Origin of the sequence: Pseudoflavonifractor sp. An184 (assembly GCF_002160305.1) — a bacterium.
In the GTDB taxonomy this organism is placed as follows: Bacteria; Bacillota; Clostridia; order Oscillospirales; family Oscillospiraceae; genus Lawsonibacter; species Lawsonibacter pullicola.
On the sequence record NZ_NFKI01000036.1, the window covers coordinates 1 to 18292 of the forward strand.

General features: G+C 65.4%; 16 protein-coding genes. 5 read left to right on the plus strand and 11 right to left on the minus strand.

Going from position 1 to position 18292, the window contains the following annotated elements; genetic code table 11:
• Positions 1 to 268 precede the first annotated feature (268 nt).
• The 8 genes from B5F19_RS11660 to B5F19_RS11695 all read right to left on the minus strand — a co-directional run bounded on the left by B5F19_RS11660 (position 269) and on the right by B5F19_RS11695 (position 8134).
• A complete protein-coding gene (locus B5F19_RS11660) occupies positions 269 to 868 on the minus strand; it encodes a nucleotidyltransferase family protein (protein WP_087290645.1) in 600 nt (199 codons plus the stop codon).
• Positions 861 to 3158, minus strand: coding sequence for a molybdopterin cofactor-binding domain-containing protein (locus B5F19_RS11665; protein ID WP_087290647.1), 2298 nt, complete (start codon positions 3156 to 3158; stop codon positions 861 to 863). The genes B5F19_RS11660 and B5F19_RS11665 overlap by 8 nt, the downstream gene beginning before the upstream one ends.
• An 11-nt stretch (positions 3159 to 3169) precedes the next feature.
• A complete protein-coding gene (locus B5F19_RS11670) occupies positions 3170 to 3628 on the minus strand; it encodes a (2Fe-2S)-binding protein (protein WP_087290649.1) in 459 nt (152 codons plus the stop codon).
• A gap of 3 nt (positions 3629 to 3631) precedes the next feature.
• Positions 3632 to 4420: an FAD binding domain-containing protein gene (locus tag B5F19_RS11675; RefSeq protein WP_087290651.1), complete on the minus strand. Its 789-nt coding sequence runs from the start codon at positions 4418 to 4420 to the stop codon at positions 3632 to 3634.
• Between the two features lie 53 nt (positions 4421 to 4473).
• Positions 4474 to 5253 carry an ABC transporter ATP-binding protein gene (locus tag B5F19_RS11680; RefSeq protein ID WP_087290653.1) on the minus strand — a complete coding sequence of 260 codons (780 nt, stop codon included), beginning with the start codon at positions 5251 to 5253 and terminating at the stop codon, positions 4474 to 4476.
• Entirely contained in the window at positions 5237 to 6241 is a 1005-nt protein-coding gene (locus B5F19_RS11685; RefSeq protein WP_087290655.1) for an iron ABC transporter permease, read from the minus strand. The genes B5F19_RS11680 and B5F19_RS11685 overlap by 17 nt, the downstream gene beginning before the upstream one ends.
• A gap of 31 nt (positions 6242 to 6272) precedes the next feature.
• Positions 6273 to 7352 (minus strand): ABC transporter substrate-binding protein, encoded by a 1080-nt coding sequence (locus tag B5F19_RS11690; protein WP_242972799.1) that lies wholly within the window; start codon positions 7350 to 7352, stop codon positions 6273 to 6275.
• A gap of 98 nt (positions 7353 to 7450) precedes the next feature.
• A complete protein-coding gene (locus B5F19_RS11695; protein WP_087290657.1) occupies positions 7451 to 8134 on the minus strand; it encodes a D-lyxose/D-mannose family sugar isomerase in 684 nt (227 codons plus the stop codon).
• Between the two features lie 331 nt (positions 8135 to 8465).
• Here B5F19_RS11695 and B5F19_RS11700 point away from each other — a divergent pair, with 331 nt between their 5' ends.
• The 5 genes from B5F19_RS11700 to B5F19_RS11720 are packed head-to-tail and all read left to right on the plus strand — an operon-like array spanning position 8466 to position 12167.
• Entirely contained in the window at positions 8466 to 9356 is an 891-nt protein-coding gene (locus B5F19_RS11700) for a DUF362 domain-containing protein (protein WP_087290659.1), read from the plus strand.
• Positions 9357 to 9378: 22 nt separating this feature from the next.
• Positions 9379 to 9846, plus strand: a complete 468-nt coding sequence (locus tag B5F19_RS11705; RefSeq protein WP_087290661.1) for a flavodoxin — start codon at positions 9379 to 9381, stop codon at positions 9844 to 9846.
• Positions 9847 to 9853: 7 nt separating this feature from the next.
• A complete protein-coding gene (locus tag B5F19_RS11710) occupies positions 9854 to 10483 on the plus strand; it encodes a TetR family transcriptional regulator (protein WP_087290663.1) in 630 nt (209 codons plus the stop codon).
• 33 nt (positions 10484 to 10516) lie between these two features.
• Positions 10517 to 11050 carry a flavodoxin family protein gene (locus B5F19_RS11715; RefSeq protein ID WP_087290665.1) on the plus strand — a complete coding sequence of 178 codons (534 nt, stop codon included), beginning with the start codon at positions 10517 to 10519 and terminating at the stop codon, positions 11048 to 11050.
• 22 nt (positions 11051 to 11072) lie between these two features.
• Entirely contained in the window at positions 11073 to 12167 is a 1095-nt protein-coding gene (locus tag B5F19_RS11720; protein WP_087290667.1) for an aldo/keto reductase, read from the plus strand.
• A 403-nt stretch (positions 12168 to 12570) separates the two neighbouring features.
• Here B5F19_RS11720 and B5F19_RS11725 read toward each other — a convergent pair whose 3' ends face one another.
• Genes B5F19_RS11725 through B5F19_RS11735 form a run of 3 tightly spaced genes read right to left on the minus strand, consistent with a single transcriptional unit; the run spans position 12571 to position 18204 of the window.
• Positions 12571 to 15621, minus strand: coding sequence for an efflux RND transporter permease subunit (locus B5F19_RS11725; protein ID WP_087290669.1), 3051 nt, complete (start codon positions 15619 to 15621; stop codon positions 12571 to 12573).
• 6 nt (positions 15622 to 15627) lie between these two features.
• The gene (locus tag B5F19_RS11730; RefSeq protein WP_162612570.1) at positions 15628 to 16899 is read right to left on the minus strand and encodes an efflux RND transporter periplasmic adaptor subunit; all 1272 of its coding nucleotides are present in this window, start codon (positions 16897 to 16899) and stop codon (positions 15628 to 15630) included.
• Positions 16900 to 16929: 30 nt separating this feature from the next.
• Positions 16930 to 18204 carry a TolC family protein gene (locus B5F19_RS11735; RefSeq protein ID WP_140394226.1) on the minus strand — a complete coding sequence of 425 codons (1275 nt, stop codon included), beginning with the start codon at positions 18202 to 18204 and terminating at the stop codon, positions 16930 to 16932.
• Positions 18205 to 18292: the final 88 nt, after the last annotated feature.

Here is an 18292-nt window from a genome sequence, read left to right on the forward strand (position 1 = left end):
GCGGACGGCCTCTCAGCTTGTCGAAAAACCTCTGTTCAGACGAATCCGCCCGAGTGTTGGCGGGGGAGCTCGAGGGGGCGGCAGCCCGCCTCGAGTGGGATCGAATGCCGTGAATGCCTTGCTTGGCAAGGCGTTCAGTGAGCGCAGCGAGGACTTTTCCGCCGCGCTGCGGCGGGAAAGTAACGGCATTTTTTCAGGCCGTCCGCGCTGCGGACGGCCTCTTTTGCCTCTCTCTGCCCCGCCCTGTCCTTGGGCGGGCATAGTTTGATCACCTTGTGCCCCCAAAAGTTTCTCCCCGCTCCGGCGGGGTATCCAGGTCCTCCAGCTCCCGGAGGGAGCCCGCCTGGACCTTGACGCAGGCCGGCCCCAGTTCCCGCAGGATGGGCCGTCCCCCCTGGTCGCCGGTGAGGGCGTACAGCTCTGGGAGCAGCGCCCCGGAGAAAAAGGTGGGACTGCCCACCCGCTCCCCAAAGGCGGCGGTGCCCCCCGGCACGCCGGGCCGGGCCGCGTCCACCAGCCGCAGGAGGGTGTCCGCCTCCAGCCAGGGCTGGTCGGCCACCGCGAAGAAGAGAAAGTCCTCCCCGCTTACGGGCGGCAGGGCGGCCAGGGCGGCCCGGATGGTGTGGGAGATGCCCCGCGTGCTTTGGGGGCTGTCCACCGCCCGCCCCCCGGCCGCCCGGGCGGCCTCCAGGATCTGGGGGTAGCGGGAGACCACCGTGAGCTCACACTCGGGCCGCAGCTCCACGGCCCGGCACAGGGTCTCCAGTCCGTAGGAAAACAGGGGCCGCCCCTCCAGGGGGTAGAGCAGCTTGTTGCCGCCGAACCGGCGGCCGCTCCCCGCCGCCAGGTAGATGAGGTGCTTAACCACGGTCCTTCATGCCCATCAGCACCTTCTCCGGGGTGATAGGCAGCTCCCGGTGCCACACGCCGGTGGCCCGGAAGACCGCCTGGGCGATGGCGGGGGAGGGGGTGTTGATGACGATCTCCCCGATGGACTTGGCGCCGAAGGGGCCGGAGGGCTCATAGCTGGGGGCGAACTCCACCTTCAGATGGCCCATATCCAGCCGGGTGGGAATCTTGTACTGGAGGAAGGAGTTCTCCAGCAGGCGGCCCTTTTCGTTGTAGGTGACGTCCTCAAACAGGGCCATGCCGATGCCCTGGACGATGCCGCCCTCGGTCTGGACCCGGGCCAGGTTGGGGTTGATGGGGGTGCCGCAGTCCACCACCGCCGCGTAGTCCAGCACCTCCACCGAGCCGGTCTCCTTGTCCACCTCCACCTGGGCCATGCCCACCATAAAGGGCGGGGGAGACACCGGGGAGGTGTGGGAGCTGGTGGCCTGGACGGCGATGGGGTTGCCGCACATGGATTTGGCGGCGATCTCCGCCAGGGCGACCTCTCCTCCGCCGTCCAGCCGGCGCACCCGGTCCCCGGCGAACTCCAGCTCCCCGGCGGGACAGTCCAGCATCTGGGCGGCAACGGCGCAGATCTGCTCCTTCAGCTGGGCGCAGGCCTGCTCCACCGCCTTTCCGGTGACGTAGGTGGTGGAGGAGGCGTAGGAGCCCGAGTCGTAGGGGGAGGCGTCCGAGTCCGCCCCGAAGACTGCGATGTTGTCCACGCTGCACTCCAGGCACTCGGCGGCGATCTGGGCCAGGATGGTGTCGCACCCGGTCCCCATGTCCGCCGCGCCGATGGACAGGTTATAGAACCCCTCGTCGCTGAGCTTGATGGTGGCCGAGCCCACGTCCACCCCGGAGATTCCGGAGCCCTGCATGGCCATGGCCACGCCGGCGGCCCGCACCTTCCCGTTGCCCATGTCCCGGACGGGGAACTTCTCCTCCCAGCCGAAGAGCTCCTTGCACCGCTCCATGCACTTGTCCAGGGCGCAGGCGCTGGCGGGCTCGTTGTAGTAGGCGGGCATGATCTGCCCCTCCCGGACCATGTTCTTCTCCCGGAGGGCCACCGGGTCCATACCCAGCCGGTCGGCCAGCTCGTTCACCGCCGACTCCACGGCGAAGATGCCCTGGGTGGCCCCGTAGCCCCGGTAGGCCCCGGCGGACTGCCGGTTGGTGTACACCACGTCGTAGGCGAAGCGGAATGCCTCCAGGTTCCCGGTGTACAGGGGGATGGACTTGTGTCCGGACAGGCCCACGGTGGTGGGGCCGTGCTCCCCGTAGGCCCCCGTGTTGGACAGGGTGTACACGTCCAGGGCCCGGATGACGCCATCCTGGGTGGCCCCCAGGCGCACATGGACCTCCATCTCGTGGCGGGGGGAGGCGGCGATCTGGCTCTCCTCCCGGGAGTAGATCATCTTGGCGGGGCGGCCGGTCTTCCAGGTGACCAGGGCGGGGTATACCTCGGCCACCACCGTCTGCTTGGCCCCGAAGCCGCCGCCGATGCGGGGCTTCTCCACGTGGATCTTGGACTTGGGGATGTCCAGGGCGTTGGCCAGGATGCGCCGCACGTGGAAGACGATCTGAGTGGAGGACACCACATGGAGCCGGCCGTAGGGGTCCATCTCCGTGTAGGTGCGGAAGGTCTCCATCATGGCCTGGTTGCAGGCCTTGGTGTGGTACACCCGGTCCACCACACAGGGGCAGCCGGCCAGGACCTGGTCCACGTCGCCGTCGGAGCAGGTCTCGCTGGCGCACAGGTTGCGCCGGTTATCCGCCCCCACCGGGCACAGGGAGCGCCAGCTGTCCTCGGGGTGGACGAGGATGGGGCTGTCCAGGGCCTCGTGGGGGTCCAGGACGGCCTCCAGCACCTGGTAGCGCACCCGGATCAGCTTCAGGGCCCGGTCCACCGCCTGCTCGGTCTCCCCGGCCACGATGGCCGCCGCGTCCCCCACAAAGCGCACCCGCTGGTCCAGGATCAGCCGGTCGTAGGGGGAGGGCTCCGGGTAGGTCTGCCCCGCCATGGTGAACCGCTTCTGGGGCACATCCCGGTAGGTGAAGATGGCCGCGACGCCGGGGACCTTCATGGCGGCGGTTGTGTCGATCTCCTCAATGAGGGCGTGGGCGTGGGGGCTGCGCAGCACCTTGACCACCAGGCAGTCCCTGGGGGTCACGTCGTCCACATAGGCCGGCTTGCCCAGCAGAAGGGCCATGGCGTCCTTCTTGCGCACCGGCTGGCCCACGCTTTGGTATGTCTTCCCTTCCATGTCGTCCCTCCTCATCCCTGTCTCTTGTGTTCCAGGTAGGCCCGGATGCCCCGCAGCTGCCCCTCGTACCCGGAGCAGCGGCACAGGTTGCCCGCCAGATAGGCCCGGATCTCGTCGTCGGTGGGGTCGGGGTTCTCCCGCAGCAGGGCCACCGTGTTCATCACAAAGCCCGGGTTGCAGAAGCCGCACTGCTCCGCCCCCTGGCCGGCGATGAAGGCGGCGAAATCGGCCGCCTCCTCCTGAAGGCCCTCCAGGGTGTGGACGGCATGGCCGTCCGCCCGGGCGGCCAGCACCGAGCAGGACAGGACGGGCTTTTCATCCAGCAGCACCGTGCACAGCCCGCAGTTGGCCGTCTCACACCCCCGCTTTACGCTCAGGCAGCCCTGGCTCCGGAGAAAATCCAGCAGCAGGGTGTCCGCCTGGACCGAGGCGGTCACCGCCCGGCCGTTCAAGGTCAGTTTGATCTCCATTGTTTACTCCCCCTCCATGGCCAGCAGGCCCCGGCGGACCAGCACCTGGCAGATCTCCTGGCGGTATTGGGCGCTGCCCCGGAGGTTGCTCCCAAACCGGAAGCGCCCCGCCGCCTCCCGGGCAAAGGCCTGGGCCCCCTCCGGGGTGATCCCCCCGGCCAGGAGCCCCTGCCCGTCCTCAAAGGGCTCCGCCCGCCCGGGCCGGGCCCCCACGGCGCACAGCGTCCGCCCCTCCCGCCGGGACAGGGCGCAGGTGAGGACGGGGAAGTCGGTGGCGGTGTTCCGCTGGGACAGATAGACCACCCGCCGCTCCCCCTTGGGGATGATCACATGGGTGAGGATGTCCCGCTGCCGGGGGGCGGCGGCGAAGTCCGCCAGGGACTGCTCCCCCCCGCGGTAGAGGACCACCCGGGCCTCCAGGGCCAGCAGCAGGGTGAGCACGTCGGAGAAGCCGAAGCGGCCGAAGACGCTCCCCCCCACCGTGGCCAGGTTCCGGAACTGCACCCCCACGATGTGGCGCACGCTCTCGGCCATGGCCCCCTGGGTCAGCCGGTCCAGGCCGGGGTGGAGCTCCAGCTGCCGCAGGGTCACCATGGCCCCCAGCCGGTACTCGGAATCGGTCTCCTCGATCTGGTCCAGCCCCAGGCCGGACAGGTCGATGGCGGTGTCCACACGGTTTCGCTGCATCTTCAGCCAAAGCATGCCGCCCAGGACCACATTGTTTTTCTTCTGACAGAGCGCGTAGGCCTCCTCCAGGCTCCCGGCTCTGACGTAATTTTGGATCGTCAGCACAGCATTTCCTCCCTGCTTGTCGCTTGTCTCAATCGTTTTGTAAGTTCTGCCGCCTACTCCATGGCGCAGAAGAGCCGCCCGCTCTCCCGGTCCTGTCGGACCTGGAGCCCCGGATAGAGGCGGCCCAGGGCGCTCTGCACCGCATGGAGCCCGGTCTCCCCGGGGCGCAGCTCCCCAACCAGCCGCCCCTCCTCCAGCAGCAGCAGGCGGCCGCACCAGCGCAGGGCCAGCGCCGGGTCGTGGAGCACCACCAGGGCGCACCGCTCCCCGCCCGCCAGAAGACCGGTCAGGGTGCGGAAAAACTGGTGGGTGTTGGGAAAGTCCAGGGCGCTGTTGGGCTCGTCCAGCAGCAGCACCGGGGCCCCCTGCACCGCCACCCGGGCCAGCTGGACCAGCTGCCGCTGGCCCTGGCTGAGGGCGGCGCAGTCCCGGTACAAAAGGCCCTCAATGCCGAACTGCTCCGCCGCCCGGCGCACCAGCTCCCGGGTCTGGCTGCCCGGCGGGCGCAGCGGGCCCTCCCAGGGGTAGCGGCCCAGCTCCAGCACCTCCTCCACCCGCAGGCCGGGGGAGGACGGGGTGTGCTGGGGCAGCAGGGCCATCCGCCGGGCCCGCTGCCGTGGGGACAGGGCGGCGCAGTCCTCCCCCCGGACCAGGACCTGTCCCCGACGCCGCCGGAGGCCGCAGGTCAGCCCCCGGAGCAGTGTGGACTTTCCGCTGCCGTTCCGGCCCAGAATGCCCACCAGCTCCCCTCCGGCCACCGCGAAGGAAAGGTCCCGGACCACAAAATCGGTATATCCGGCCCACAGGTTCCGCACCTCAAGCATCGTCCCCATAGGCCCCCTCCTTTCGCCGCCACAGCAGGGCGGCCAGCACCGGCACCGCCAGCAGCACGGTAAAAATACTCAGGGGGAGGGTGTAGACCCGGGCGGGCAGGTCGGCGCACAGCAGCACCGCGCCCCCCACCAGCCCGCACAGGGGCAGGTAGGGGCCGCCCCGCCGGCCCAGCAGCAGCCGGGCGATGTGGGGGGCGATCAGCCCCACAAAGGCCACCGCCCCCAGAACGGACACCACCGCCGCCACCATCAGGGTGGTGAGGGTCAGCAGCACCCCCCGCCAGAACACCGGGTCCAGCCCCAGGCTCCGGGCCTGCTCATCCCCCAGGGAGAGCATCAGAATGGGGCGGCGCAGCAGGAGCAGGGCGACGGTGCACAGGACCACCGCCGCCGCCGGGAGGGGCAGCTTGTCCGCCGTCATGGCGGAGAGGCTGCCCATGGTCCACACCTCGATGGCGGCCAGCTCCCGCTCCGGGTCGGCCATCACCTTCAGGGTCATGAGCCCCGCCTCCGCCAGGGAGGAGACGATGACCCCCGCCAGGATGTAGCTGCCGGTGCGCTCCAGCCGGGCCGCCCCCACCAGCAGGAGCACCAGGGCCAGGGCGGCCATCCCCATGAGGAAGGAGCCCCCCATGATCTCCAGCCGGGTCCCGGCCCCCAGCACGATGGCGCAGGCCGCCCCCAGGGAGGCCCCCGAGGCCACCCCGGTCAGGTCGGGGGAGGCCAGCGGGTTGCGGAACACCGTCTGGTACACGCCCCCCGCCAGCCCCAGGGCCCAGCCCGCCAGCAGCCCCATGCACATCCTGGGGAACCGCAGCTGCCAGAACACCTGGGCCTCCAGGGTCCCCTCCATTCCCCCGGTGAGGATGGAGCCGATCTGAGACAGAGAGAGGGGAAAGCTGCCCACAAAGAGGGAGACGGTCCCCAGCCCCCCCGCCAGGAGAAGGCAGGCCGCGGCGGCGGCCCAGTCCCGTCCACGCTTCTTCATGGCGCTTTCCCCTTTCCCATGAAACCGAAACTCACTTGGTGATCAGCGAGGCGTCTACGGAAAAGCCGTAGAAGGTCTGATAGAAGTCCTGGGCGTCGGCCGTGAACTCCTCAAAGGAATATACGTCGGGGTGGAGGACGCTGGTCATCCACATGGCGCCCAAAATCCCGGAGGGCACGGGGGAGTCCCACTCCTCGATGCCGCCGGGCATCTGATAGACCGCGCCGTCCTGCACGGCGGGCAGGGCGGAGAGCTGGGGGTCCTCCACCACGTCCTGGACGGTGTACTCCGCCCCGGCGGGGAGTACGACGACCTGGGGCGCCATGGCCAGCACGTCCTCATAGGAGACCTCCGTCCAGTAGTCCCCCTCCAGGCTGTCCCCGGCGTTGACGCCGCCGGCCTGCCGGATGAGGGTGCTCTGGTACATGGAGGCGGGGGCGGTGGCCAGGAAGGAGGAGTTGCTGCCCATGTAGACCACGGGGGCCCCGGCGTCCTGGGTCAGCTCCGCCATCCGGTCCAGCTGCTCCTGGTAGTAGCTGGCGAGGGCCTCGGCCCGGTCCTCCAGTCCAAGGGCGGTCCCCATGAGCTGGAGCATCTCCACCAGAGCCTCGTGGCTCTCGGGGTTGACCACCAGCACGGGGATGCCCAGCTGGGTGAGGGTGCCGGCGTAGTCCGCCAGGGCCTGGGGCATGATGACCAGTTCCGGCTCCAGGGCGGCGGTGGCCTCCACATCCAGCTCCTTCATGGTGCCCACCTGGGGCTTCTCCAGCAGCTCCGGGGCGGCCATCTGGTAGATGGGCCGGGTGTCCGCCTTCTTCTCCAGGCCCGCCACCCGGTCCTCCGCCCCCAGGGCGATGGCCGCATAGGTGGAGATGTAGTAGCAGCTGACGATGGACTGGGCCGGTCCCTCCAGAACCACCTCCCGGCCCGCCTGGTCGGTGAGGACGATCTGGCCCTCCGCCTGGCTGGCGCTCTCCGCGGGGGCGCTGCCCGAGGCGGACACGCCGCCGGACGCAGAGCTGCCCGCCCCGTTAGAACAGGCGGCGCAGCCCAGCGCCAGGGACAGGGACAGCGCCAGGGCGGCGATTCGTTTCCATGTTCTGTGTTTCAAGCGTTTCACTCCTTCTGGTTGGTTCTGACATGCAGAGTACAGGACATTCTATCCTGCCCCGCAGCATTTGTCAAAGATTTTCCACAGACCTGCGTTTACTACCTGGCCGCCGGGTACTCGCTGCACAGCAGGCGGTAGGGGGGCTCGTCCTCCTCGATGGTCGGGAAGCGGCCCAGCTGCTCATAAAAGCGGTTGTCCGTGTTGTCGTCGTTGCACTGGCTCACCTCGCCCAGCAGCACCGGGCCGGAGCCGGGCTCCACGGTAAAGTCGTGGTAGAGGTAGGGACAGATGGTGATGCTCTCCCCCGGGGTCAGCCGCACCTGGGTCCCCGCAGGGACCACCATCTCCCGGCCGTCCACATGGACATGGACCTCCCTCTCCCGGTCTAAATCCTCGTCGGGGGTGGAGTGATATACCCGGATGAGCACGTTCCCGCCGCCCCGGTTGATGATGTCCTCCATCTTGGACCAGTGGAAGTGCATGGGGGAGTACTGCCCCTCCTTGATGTAGAGGAGCTTTTCCGCATAGGTCTTGGTGTACTGGTCCAGCTTCAGATTTCCGTTGCGGAGGGTGATGAGGGAGAACCCCATCTTGTCAAAATCCCCCATCCCATAGTCGGTGATGTCCCACCCCAGCATGTTGTCCCGGATCTCGTCGTAGTCGTGCCCCTTCTCCGCCCACTCATCCGGCGTGAATCCGCAGAAGGGGGGCAGGGCAAAGCGGTACTCCCGCACCATCTGCTCCATCTCTCTCAGAGCGGCGTTGATCTCACTGCGCTTCATAACAATAACCTCCTTGCAGAACCCCGGCTTTCCCCTTGATTTTACCATAAAGGACCGGATTTCACAATTCAGAACCGCAGCGGTCCGTCTCCGCTCCCGGCGCGGACTGTGGCGGTTTGACGCAGCAATCCTCTGTGGATTGCGGGGAAATCAACGTGGTATGGTGGGAAAAACACGGTTCGGGTACCCGGCCGGATGGAGGCGTTTTTCCGAGTGAGGAAAATTCGAAACTATATTGACATAGTGTCAGAAGAGTGATATAGTACAGATACTGACATTGTGTCAGAACTGTGAAACAATCACCGCACGGTCTGCAAAGGGAGGTTTTTCTATGAACTCAAAGGTCTATTTCACCCGGGAGATCACCCCGGAAAAAGTTGTTGAGCTGTACCACGCCCTGGGAGTGCAGCTGCCCGGCAAGGTGGCGGTGAAGGTCCACTCCGGGGAGAAGGGCAACCAGAATTTTCTGCGCCCGGAGTTCTGGCGGCCCATGGTGGAGGAGGTCCACGGCACCGTGGTGGAGTGCAATACCGCCTACGGCGACGCCACTGCCGGCGTGCGTGACCACACTGAGGCACACCGCAAGCTCCTGGAGGAGCACGGCTGGACCAAATATTTTGATGTGGACCTGATGGACGCCGATGGGCCGGACGTGGTCTGGCCCATCCCCAACGGAAAAATCCTCAAGGAGAATCATCTGGGGAAAAACATCATGAACTACGACTCCATGCTGGTGCTGGCCCACTTCAAGGGGCACCCCATGGGCGGCTACGGCGGGGCTCTGAAGCAGCTGGCCATCGGCTGTGCCAGCGCCAGGGGCAAGGCCCTGATCCACTCCGCCGGCAAGACCGACGACCGCTTCAAGACCTGGCAGCAGCACGCCAGCCCCGTGGTCTTCCCGGAGGCCATGGCCGACGCCGCCTCCAGCGTGGTAGAGCATTTTCAGGGGAAGATCGCCTTCATCAACGTGATGAAGAATCTGTCCGTGGACTGCGACTGCTGCGCGGTGGCGGAGGACCCCTGCATGAAGGACATCGGCATCCTGGCCTCTCTGGACCCGGTGGCCATCGACCAGGCCTGTATTGACCTGGTGGTAAACTCCGACGACCCCGGCAAGGAGCACTTTATGGAGCGGGTGAACACCCGCAACGGCATCCACACCATCGAGGCCGCGGCTGACCTGGGCTTCGGTTCCCGGGAGTACGAACTGATCGAGCTGTAACGCAGGAAGGGAGCAAAAGAACATGAGCAAAACTTTGGTTGCCTATTTTTCCGCCAGCGGCGTGACCGCCCGGGCGGCGAAGGAGATCGCCCAGGCAGTGGACGCCGACCTGTATGAGATCCGCCCGGCGGAGCCCTACACGGACGCCGACCTGAACTGGATGGACAAGAAGAGCCGCAGCACCAGGGAGATGAACGACCCGGCCTGCCGCCCCGCCATCGCGGAGCCGGCGGAGCACATGGAGCAGTATGACACGGTATTCGTGGGCTTTCCTATCTGGTGGGCTGTGGAACCCCGGGTCGTGGACACTTTCCTGGAGAGCTGCGACTTTTCCGGCAAGACCCTGATCCCCTTTGCCACCTCCGGAGGCAGCGGCATCGGCAGGGCCGAGAAGAGTCTGGAGGAGCACTGCCCCAAGGGGAACTGGAAGCGGGGCAGGCTGGTAAACAGCGGCGCGGCGGCCTGGGCCAAGTCCGTTCTGGGGCGGTGAGGCGGCCATGCCCAAGGGATCGGAAGAACTGACCCACGCCAGAAAGGAAGAGATCATCGACGCCTGTGCCGCCCTCTATGAGACCATGGGATTCCGGGACATCACCATCCGGGACATCGGGGCCAAAACCTCCTTCACCCGCACCTCCATTTACAACTACTTTCAGACCAAGGAGGAGATCTTTCTGGCCCTGCTCCAGCGGGAGCATGAGCGGTGGGCCGCGGATCTGGAGGAGCTGGCCCGGCGGGACGGGCCGCTGTCCGCCGGGGAGTTTGCGGATGGGATGGCCCGCACGCTGGAAAAGCGGGGCTGTATGCTGAAGCTGATGAGCATGAACCTCTATGACATGGAGGGGAACAGCCGGCTGGAAAACCTGGTGGCCTTCAAGCAGGCCTATGCCGGCGCGCTGCGGGCGGTCTCCCGCTGTCTGGAGGAGGCGTTTCCCCATCTGACCGCGGAGGAGATCCAAACCTTCCTCTACGCCTTTTTCCCCTTCCTGTTCGGCGTCTACCCCTACACCTCCCACACGGAGAAGCAGCTGGCGGCCATGGAGGCGGCCCATGTGGAGTACACCCACTGCTCTATCTACGAGCTGACCAAGTCCTTTGTGGGCAATCTGCTGCGGGCCTTTTTATAAGAAGCCGCGCACAAGCATGAGGAGGCAGTTCAAATGAAGATTCTTGTTCTGGAGGGCAGCCCCAACCGGCATGGCTCCTCCAATTTCCTGGCGGAGGAATTCATCCGCGGGGCCAGGGAGGCGGGCCACACGGTGGAAATTATCGACGCGGCCCACGCCGATCTCCACCCCTGCACCGGCTGCGTCCGCTGCGGGTACGAGGGCCCCTGCGTCCAGAAGGACGGCATGGAGCAGTTCCGCCGGCAGATCCTGGATGGGGACATGCTGGTATTTGTGACCCCCCTCTACTACTACGGGATGTCCGCCCAGCTGAAGATCCTGGTGGACCGGTTCTGCGCCATCAACAGCAGCATCACCCGGAAGCACATGAAGTCCGCCCTGCTCTGTGCCGCCTGGAACGCGGACAGCTGGACCTTTGAGGCCCTGGAGGCACACTACCGCACCCTGGTGCGCTATCTGGATCTGGACGATCAGGGCGCGGTGCTGGGCAGGGGCTGCGGGACCCTGTCCATGACAAAGCGGTCCCGCTACCCCAAGCTGGCCTATGAGCTGGGCCGCCGTCTATGAAAACAGAGAATGGAGAAGTTCGATGGAATACAGAATTCACCCCAAGACCGGGGACAAGATCGGTGTCGTTGGCATCGGCACCGGCCCCATTTTTGATACCACGGAACAGGAGGCGGCAGCCGCGCTGACCTACGCCTATGAGCACGGGGTCAACTACCTGGATTTCGCCACCGCCGGAGCCGGGACCTTCCCCTATGTGGGGGCGGCCCTCGGCTCCGTGCGGAGGGAGCTGTTCTATCAGATCCACTTCGGCGCCAACTATGAGAGCGGGGAGTACGGCTGGACCACGAACCTGGACACCATCAAGCGCCAGGTGGACTGGCAGCTGAAGGAGCTGAGGACCGACTACATCGACTTCGGCATGATCCACTGCCTGGACGAGGAGCGGGACTGGAGGGCATACCAGAAAAACGGCGTGCTGGACTACCTGCTGGAGATGAAGAAGTCCGGCGTGGTGCGGCACATCGGCCTGAGCTCCCACACGCCGGAGCTGATCCAGAAGATCCTGGACACCGGCCTGGTGGAGCAGCTGATGTTCTCCATCAACCCGGCCTACGACTACCAGCACGGGGAGTTCGCCATCGGCAGCGCCTCGGAGCGGATGAAGCTCTACCAGCGCTGTGAGGCGGAGGGGATCGGCATCTCCGTCATGAAGCCCTACTCCGCCGGACAGCTGCTCAGCGCTCAGACCTCCCCCTTCGGCAGGGCTCTCACCAAGGTCCAGTGTCTCCAGTACGCCCTGGACAAGCCGGGGGTACTGACGGTGCTGCCCGGCATCCGGAACCTGGAGGACATGAAGGAGGCCCTGGCATGGCTGGACGCCTCCCCGGAGGAGCGGGACTACTCCGTCCTGGGGACCTTCACTCCCAAGGACGTCACCGGAACCTGCGTGTACTGCAACCACTGCGCCCCCTGCCCGGCGGGGCTGAACATCGGCCTCATCAACAAGTATTACGATCTGGCAAAGATCGGCGACGCCATGGCGGCGGACCACTATGGGAAGCTGACCAAGCACGCCTCCGACTGCGTCTCCTGCGGCCACTGCGACCGCCGCTGTCCCTTCCATGTGGCCCAGTCGGACCGCATGAAGGAGATCGTGGAATATTTTGGCAGATAAGAGCTGTCTGCTCCCCGTCCTCTCCGGCGCGGCGCGCTGGAGAGGGCTGGGGAGCATTTTGATCACAAAACGGCATCCATAGAATTGATTTCCAGGGGGCTCCCTTTCGCAGGGAGCCCCTTGGGGCTCCCGCCAGAATTGACCGGGAGCGTTGGCTCGGCAAAGGTAGGCGCGGCTGTGGAAACGTTGCGCCTGCAATTTTTGCAAACCCGGGGCCCGGTGGCCCGGGAGAACACGCGGACCGCCACTCAGATTTTGCGCGCCGGAAATTTTGCTTCCTCTCACAGGTATGCGTCCCCGGCGGCGAAACTCTCCCCCGAAAAACAAAAAACGCGCCCGCACTGGCTTTGAATGACCAGCGCGGGCGCGTTTTAATTTTGGGGAAAGGAACCGGAACAGCCCGTCAGGACTGGGCGGAGCCGGCCTCGATCTTCTGCTGCTTGTGCCTGCGCCCCTTTTTGGTGCCGTCCAGATTCTCCCGCCGGATGAGCAGGTAGAAGGCGGGCATCAGGAACATGGCCAGGATGGTGGATGCGATGAGGCCGCCCACCATAACATAAGCCATATCCTTCATCATGCTCATGCCGCTGTCGGAGGAGAACATCATGGGCACCATGGAGATGACCGTGGTGAGGGTAGTCATGAGAATGGGGCGCAGACGGGTGGTGCCCGCCTCCACCAGCGCCTCGCCCAGAGGCATGGTCTGCCGCAGCTGGTTGGTGCCGTCCACCAGATAGATGCCGTTGTTCACCGCTGTGCCGATGAGCATCAGGAAGCCCATCAGGCCCACAATGCTCATGGGGCGGCCGGTCAGGAACACCAGTCCCACAGAGCCGATCAGGCTCAGGGGGATACACATCATGACCATGATGGACAGACGGGGGGAGTTGAACTGGATGGCCATCACCAGGAACACCAGGAAGGCGCCCGCCAGAATGGCGGTGGTCATACTCGACAGGCCGTCGGCGGTGCTCTGGTCCATCATGCCGACGCCCACCGTCACGTCTGTGGGAAGGGTCAGCCCGGCCACCTGAGCGTCGATGGCCTCCGGGGCGCTGTATTTGGCTGTGTCGGTGGTGGTGGCGGTAAGGGTGACGCTGTACTGGCCGTCCTGCCGGGTAATCGTGGGCAGGGTGGTGATGTACTCCACGGTGGAGATGTCCCGCAGGGTGACCTGCTGGCCGGTCTGGGTAGTGATGGGGTAGTCCATCAGGGTCGTGATGTCGTCGTATTTCCCCTCAGGGTACTCCAGAATCACGTCGTACTCCGTGTCTCCATAGTCCACCGTGGTGGCGGTGAGACCGTCCAGCAGATAATAGATCTGCATGGCCACCGCCGACTCGGAGGTGCCCATGGCAAGGGCCTTCTGGGAGTCAATGACAATCCGGCCCTTGGACTGGCTGGAGTCGAAGGGGTTTTCGATGCGGATAACGCCGGGGACCTGGGTCATGACTCCCTCCACCTGCCCGGCGGCCTCCCGCAGGGAGTCCAGGTTATCCCCCAGAAGGACCACGTCCTTGCTGTTGCTGCTCATCATGGCGCTCATGTCCATGGCGCCGCTGGGGGAAACGGACACGTCCATATCCGGGACATTGCCGAAGCGGTTGGTGTACTCCTCTACCGCCGCCTCGCTGGAACGGCCGCAGTTGTCCACCGCATAGGCGGTGAAGGAGGCGGAGTCCCCCGAGATGCTTAAGGTGACGCTCTCAAAGTTCTCGTCCGAAAGAAGGGCGTCCTCCAGGGTCTGGATGCGCTCATTCATGACTTCCACCTTGGTGCCTGAGCGGAAGGAGACGTCCACCATGATGCTGCCGTCGTAATTGCTGGCCATCAGCACAAACTCCATCTGGCTCATGAGCAGAATGGCGGCCACAAAACAGACCGCGCCCACCGACACCACCCGGCCGGGGTGGCGCAGCAGCCGGGGCAGGGTCCGGCGGTAAAAGTTTTTGAAGCGGCCCAGGATGCGGTTGGTGATGAGCTCCTCTTTGGAACGGGGCTTGAGCCACACAAAGGCCAGGGGAACCACCACCACGGCGGACAGGAAGGAACAGATCAGGGTCAGGAAGATGGTCCAGCTCAGAGGGGCGGTCATCATGCCCACCAGGCCGCCGGCCATGGCCATGGGGATGTACACCACCACGGTGGTGAGCGTGCCCGCCAGAATGGACATGAGCATGGTGCTGGTGCCCACGGCGGCGGCCTCCTTGGGCTCCAGGCCATCCTCCTTGGCGCGCATGCAGCTTTCGAGGATTACGATGGAGTTATCCACGATCATACCGATGGCGATGATGAGGGCCGAGCCCGTCATCAGGTCGATATTATAGCCGGCGAAATTCAGCAGGATGACCGCCAGCAGGATAGACAGGGGCATGCTGATACCGACGATCAGACTGGCCTTCAGGTCGCCGAAGAAGATGAACAGGACGATCATGGTGAGGATGACGCCGGTGATGAGGGTGTTGAGGATCTCGCCCATGGTCTCCATGATGCTCTCGCCCTCGCTGTATGTGATCTGGAAGCTCACCCCGTCCACGCTGTACTGGTCCAGCACGTCCTGGACGGCGTTGCACACCTCCATGGTGGAGGCGGAGTTCTGCTTGGTGACGGTGAGCATGACGCTCTCTCCGCCATTGTAACGGCTGACTGTGCTGGCCTCCTCCTCATAGAGGTTGAAGAAGGTGCAGATGTCGTCCAGCTTGACGGTCTGGCCGGAGGGGGTCTGGATGGGGAGATCCCGGAAGCTGGGATTGATCTCCACATTGCCGTACACCCCCAGGGCGATGTCCTGAGAGCCCAGGGAGACGCTGCCCACCGGCATGTCGAAGTCGGCCGCCGCGATGGCGGACCCCACCGTGGAGATGGACAGGCCGTACTGCCGCATGGCCGCCTCGTCCAGTACGATGCGCAGATACTCGTCCTGTGCGCCGGACAGCTCCACCTGGGCCACGCCGCCGATGTTCTCCAGGGCGGGTACCACATCGCTGTCCAGATAGTCGGCCACGTCAATGCCCTGGGGCGCGGTGGCGGAAATCATCATGGTGCCCAGCGCGTCGGCGCTGATCTCCATGATCAAGGGGTCCTGACACTCGTCCGGGAGGGAGGGCATCAGGTTGTCGATGGTGCTCTTTAAATCGGAGTAAGCTTCGTTCATATCCGTGCCATAGTTGTAGGTCAGCTGAAGCATGGTATAGTTTTCCGAGGAGTAGGAGTTGATGCTGTCCAGATCGGACAGGGACTCGCACTCGTCCTCCAGGGGCTGGGTGAGCAGACGGTCCACGCTGTCCGCGTCCGCCCCGGGCCAGGTGACCATCACCAGTTCCATGGGCATCTCCATGTCCGGCATGTATTCCAGAGGCATCTGGGTCAGGGAGGCCGTGCCGAATACCACCACGCCCAAAATCAGCATGATAACGGACATGGGGCGGCGCAGGACCAATTGAATAAACTTCATTCCGTATTATCCCTCCGCCTCTGTGCCGGCTGTCTCCGTAGAGGAGGCCGCGCCGCTGTTCTGGGCGGGGGCGGAGCTGCTGCCGTCCCCGGCGGGAGCCTGGCCGGAGGACGCCTCTGTCTCGCTGGCCAGACGCACGTCCACGCCGTCCCGCAGGCTGGAGGACCAGGTGGTGATCACTTCATTCCCCGGGGTCAGTCCGGCGGTGACCGCGATCTGGTCGGCGGTGTACAAACCGATGGTCACATCGGTGCGGACGGCCTTTCCGTCCTGGACCACATACACGTAGGCCACGCCGTCCTCAAAAAACATGGCGTCGCTGGGGACCAGCACGGCGCCGGCGGTCCGGTGGGCGGTGGTGGTCAGCTCTACCGACAGTCCGTCGGGCAGGTCCTGGGCCCCGTCGATGACGGCCTTTACCTGGAACTGACCCACCTGGGCGTCCACCACGCCGCCGATCTCGGTGACGGCCCCCTCATAGGTCTGGCCGTTGTAATTGACGGTCACCGCCTGACCGGGGGTGAGGGTCTGGCGCACCGAGTCGGTGACATAAAAGGTGACCGTCTTGTTGCTGCCGTTGGAGATGACAAAGGCGGCGGTGCCTGAGGCGGTAAAATTGTTCTCGGTGACGTTTACCGCCTCCACCACTCCGGAGATGGGGGAGGTCAGGTTGTAGAGGGAGAGCTGGTACTGGGCCGACTCCACCCCCACCTGAGCGGACTGAATGCCCGCCTGAGCGGAATTCAGGGAAGCCCGGGCGGCGTCCAGCCCGGCCTGGGCGGACAGAAGGGCCTGATAGGCCTGGTCCACCTCCGCCTGAGAGGCGGCGCCGATCTCCATCAGGGCCTGGGTGTCGTCATAGTTGTCCTGGGCCAGCCGCAGCTGCTCCTGAAGCACGGGCAGGTTCGCCCCGCCGTAATTGGCCAGAGCGCTGTTGTAGCTCTCCTGGGCGCTGTTGACCGCCGCCTGGGCGTTCTGGAGGCTCAGGCGGGCGCTCTCGTCGTCGATGCGGCACAGGAAATCTCCGGCGGAGACGGCGTCGCCCACGGAGACGGCCACCTGCTCCACGTTGCCGGACACCAGGGCCACCACGCTGGCGGTTCCCTCGGCGGAGATGGTCCCGATGTAAGTGCTCTGGGTGCTCAGGTCCCCCGTCTGGGCGGCGGCGGTCTCCACGGTCACCGCGGTGTCCAGGAGGGGCTCCTCCACCTGCTCCCGACAGCCGGCCAGGGCCAGCGTCAGAGCGCAGCACAGCAGAGCGGAAATCGTTCGATTCATCAAGTTATGTTCCATCCTTTCTATGTTCCGTCAGGAGCCTTGGATCAAGCCGTATTCCACCGCCCAGCGGTAGCTGTTCCGGGCGGAGAACAGGTCCCGCCAGGCGCTGTCCAAAGTGGACTGGGCGGAGGCTACATCGTCCTGGGCGTCCAGCACCGCGGACTGAGAACTCAGCCCCAGCGCATACTTCTGCTCGGCGGTGCTCAGCAGGGTCTGCTGCCAGGCCAGAGCGGACTGCGCGCTGGCCAGAGTCACTTCGCTGGTGGCCAGCGCGTCGTACAGGGTGCGGAAGGAGGTCTCAAAGGTCTCCACAGTGGAATTGTAGGTGAGCTGAGCCGCGTTCCAGGTGTGCTCCGCCATCTGGAGCAGATACCCCTCGTCCGGGCCCCGGTAATCCTTCTGCGCGTCGTCCCAGGTCTCCTTGGCGTCGTCCAGGGTGTTCTGGGCGTCCCGGAGGGTCCAGCTGGCCGCTTTGGCGGCGGCCAGATCCGCCTCGTAGTCCCGGTTCTCCCACTGGGACTCATCCATCTGGGGCAGGGGGGCCAGCGCGATTTCACCGGTGGGGGTCACGCCCAGCATGGTCTCCAGCTGCCGCTTCAGCTGCCGGATGCTGGCGTCCAGCACGGAGAGCTGGCTGGCCGTCTGGGAGCGGGTCTGCTCCAGTTCCGCCACCGTCTGCCGGGACACCTGCCCCAGCTGCTGCCGCAGGCGCAGCTGCTCCAGATTGCGGTCGATGGTCTCCAGACCCCGCTGTCCGTCCTCCGCCTGCTGCTCCAGATCCAGCAGGGTGAGGTACACCGTCTCGCCGCCGGCCACCACCTGGTTCACCGTGTCCTCCAGCTGCCAGATCAGGTCGGCGTTGTCCTCCTGCGTCACCCCGTCCTTCAGATCCTCAAAGGTGTCCCGCAGGGAGTCGTACGCCTGGTCCAGGGAGCTGGAATCTCCGCCCATCATGGTGATGTACCACTGGGCGGTGGCGATGCTGTTGATCTGCTTGCGCAGATTTTCATACATCTGGTCGTAATCCAGGTTCTCCAGACTGGTAATGCTCTCGGACAGAATCAGAGCGCTCAGGCTGCCCTCCCGGATACGGCTGTCCAGGTTGGCCCAGCTCACCGTCCCATCCGGGTCGGGCTCCGGCTGGGACGTCTCCTGTCCGGCTCCGCCCTCCTGGGCGGATGTCTCCTCCTGGGCCGCCCCTTGGGCGGCCCCTTCCTCCCCATCCGGCCCGGCGGCCAGCGCGGGGAGGGTCAGCGTGCCGGTCAGCGTCAGAACGGCCAGCAGCAGGGCGATACTTCGTTTCATGGAAGATTCCTCCATCAACGCATGCTTCCGCATGCAGATTTTCAATCGTCAGTATCATAGCCTGGGAAGGTAAACTGAATGTAAACTG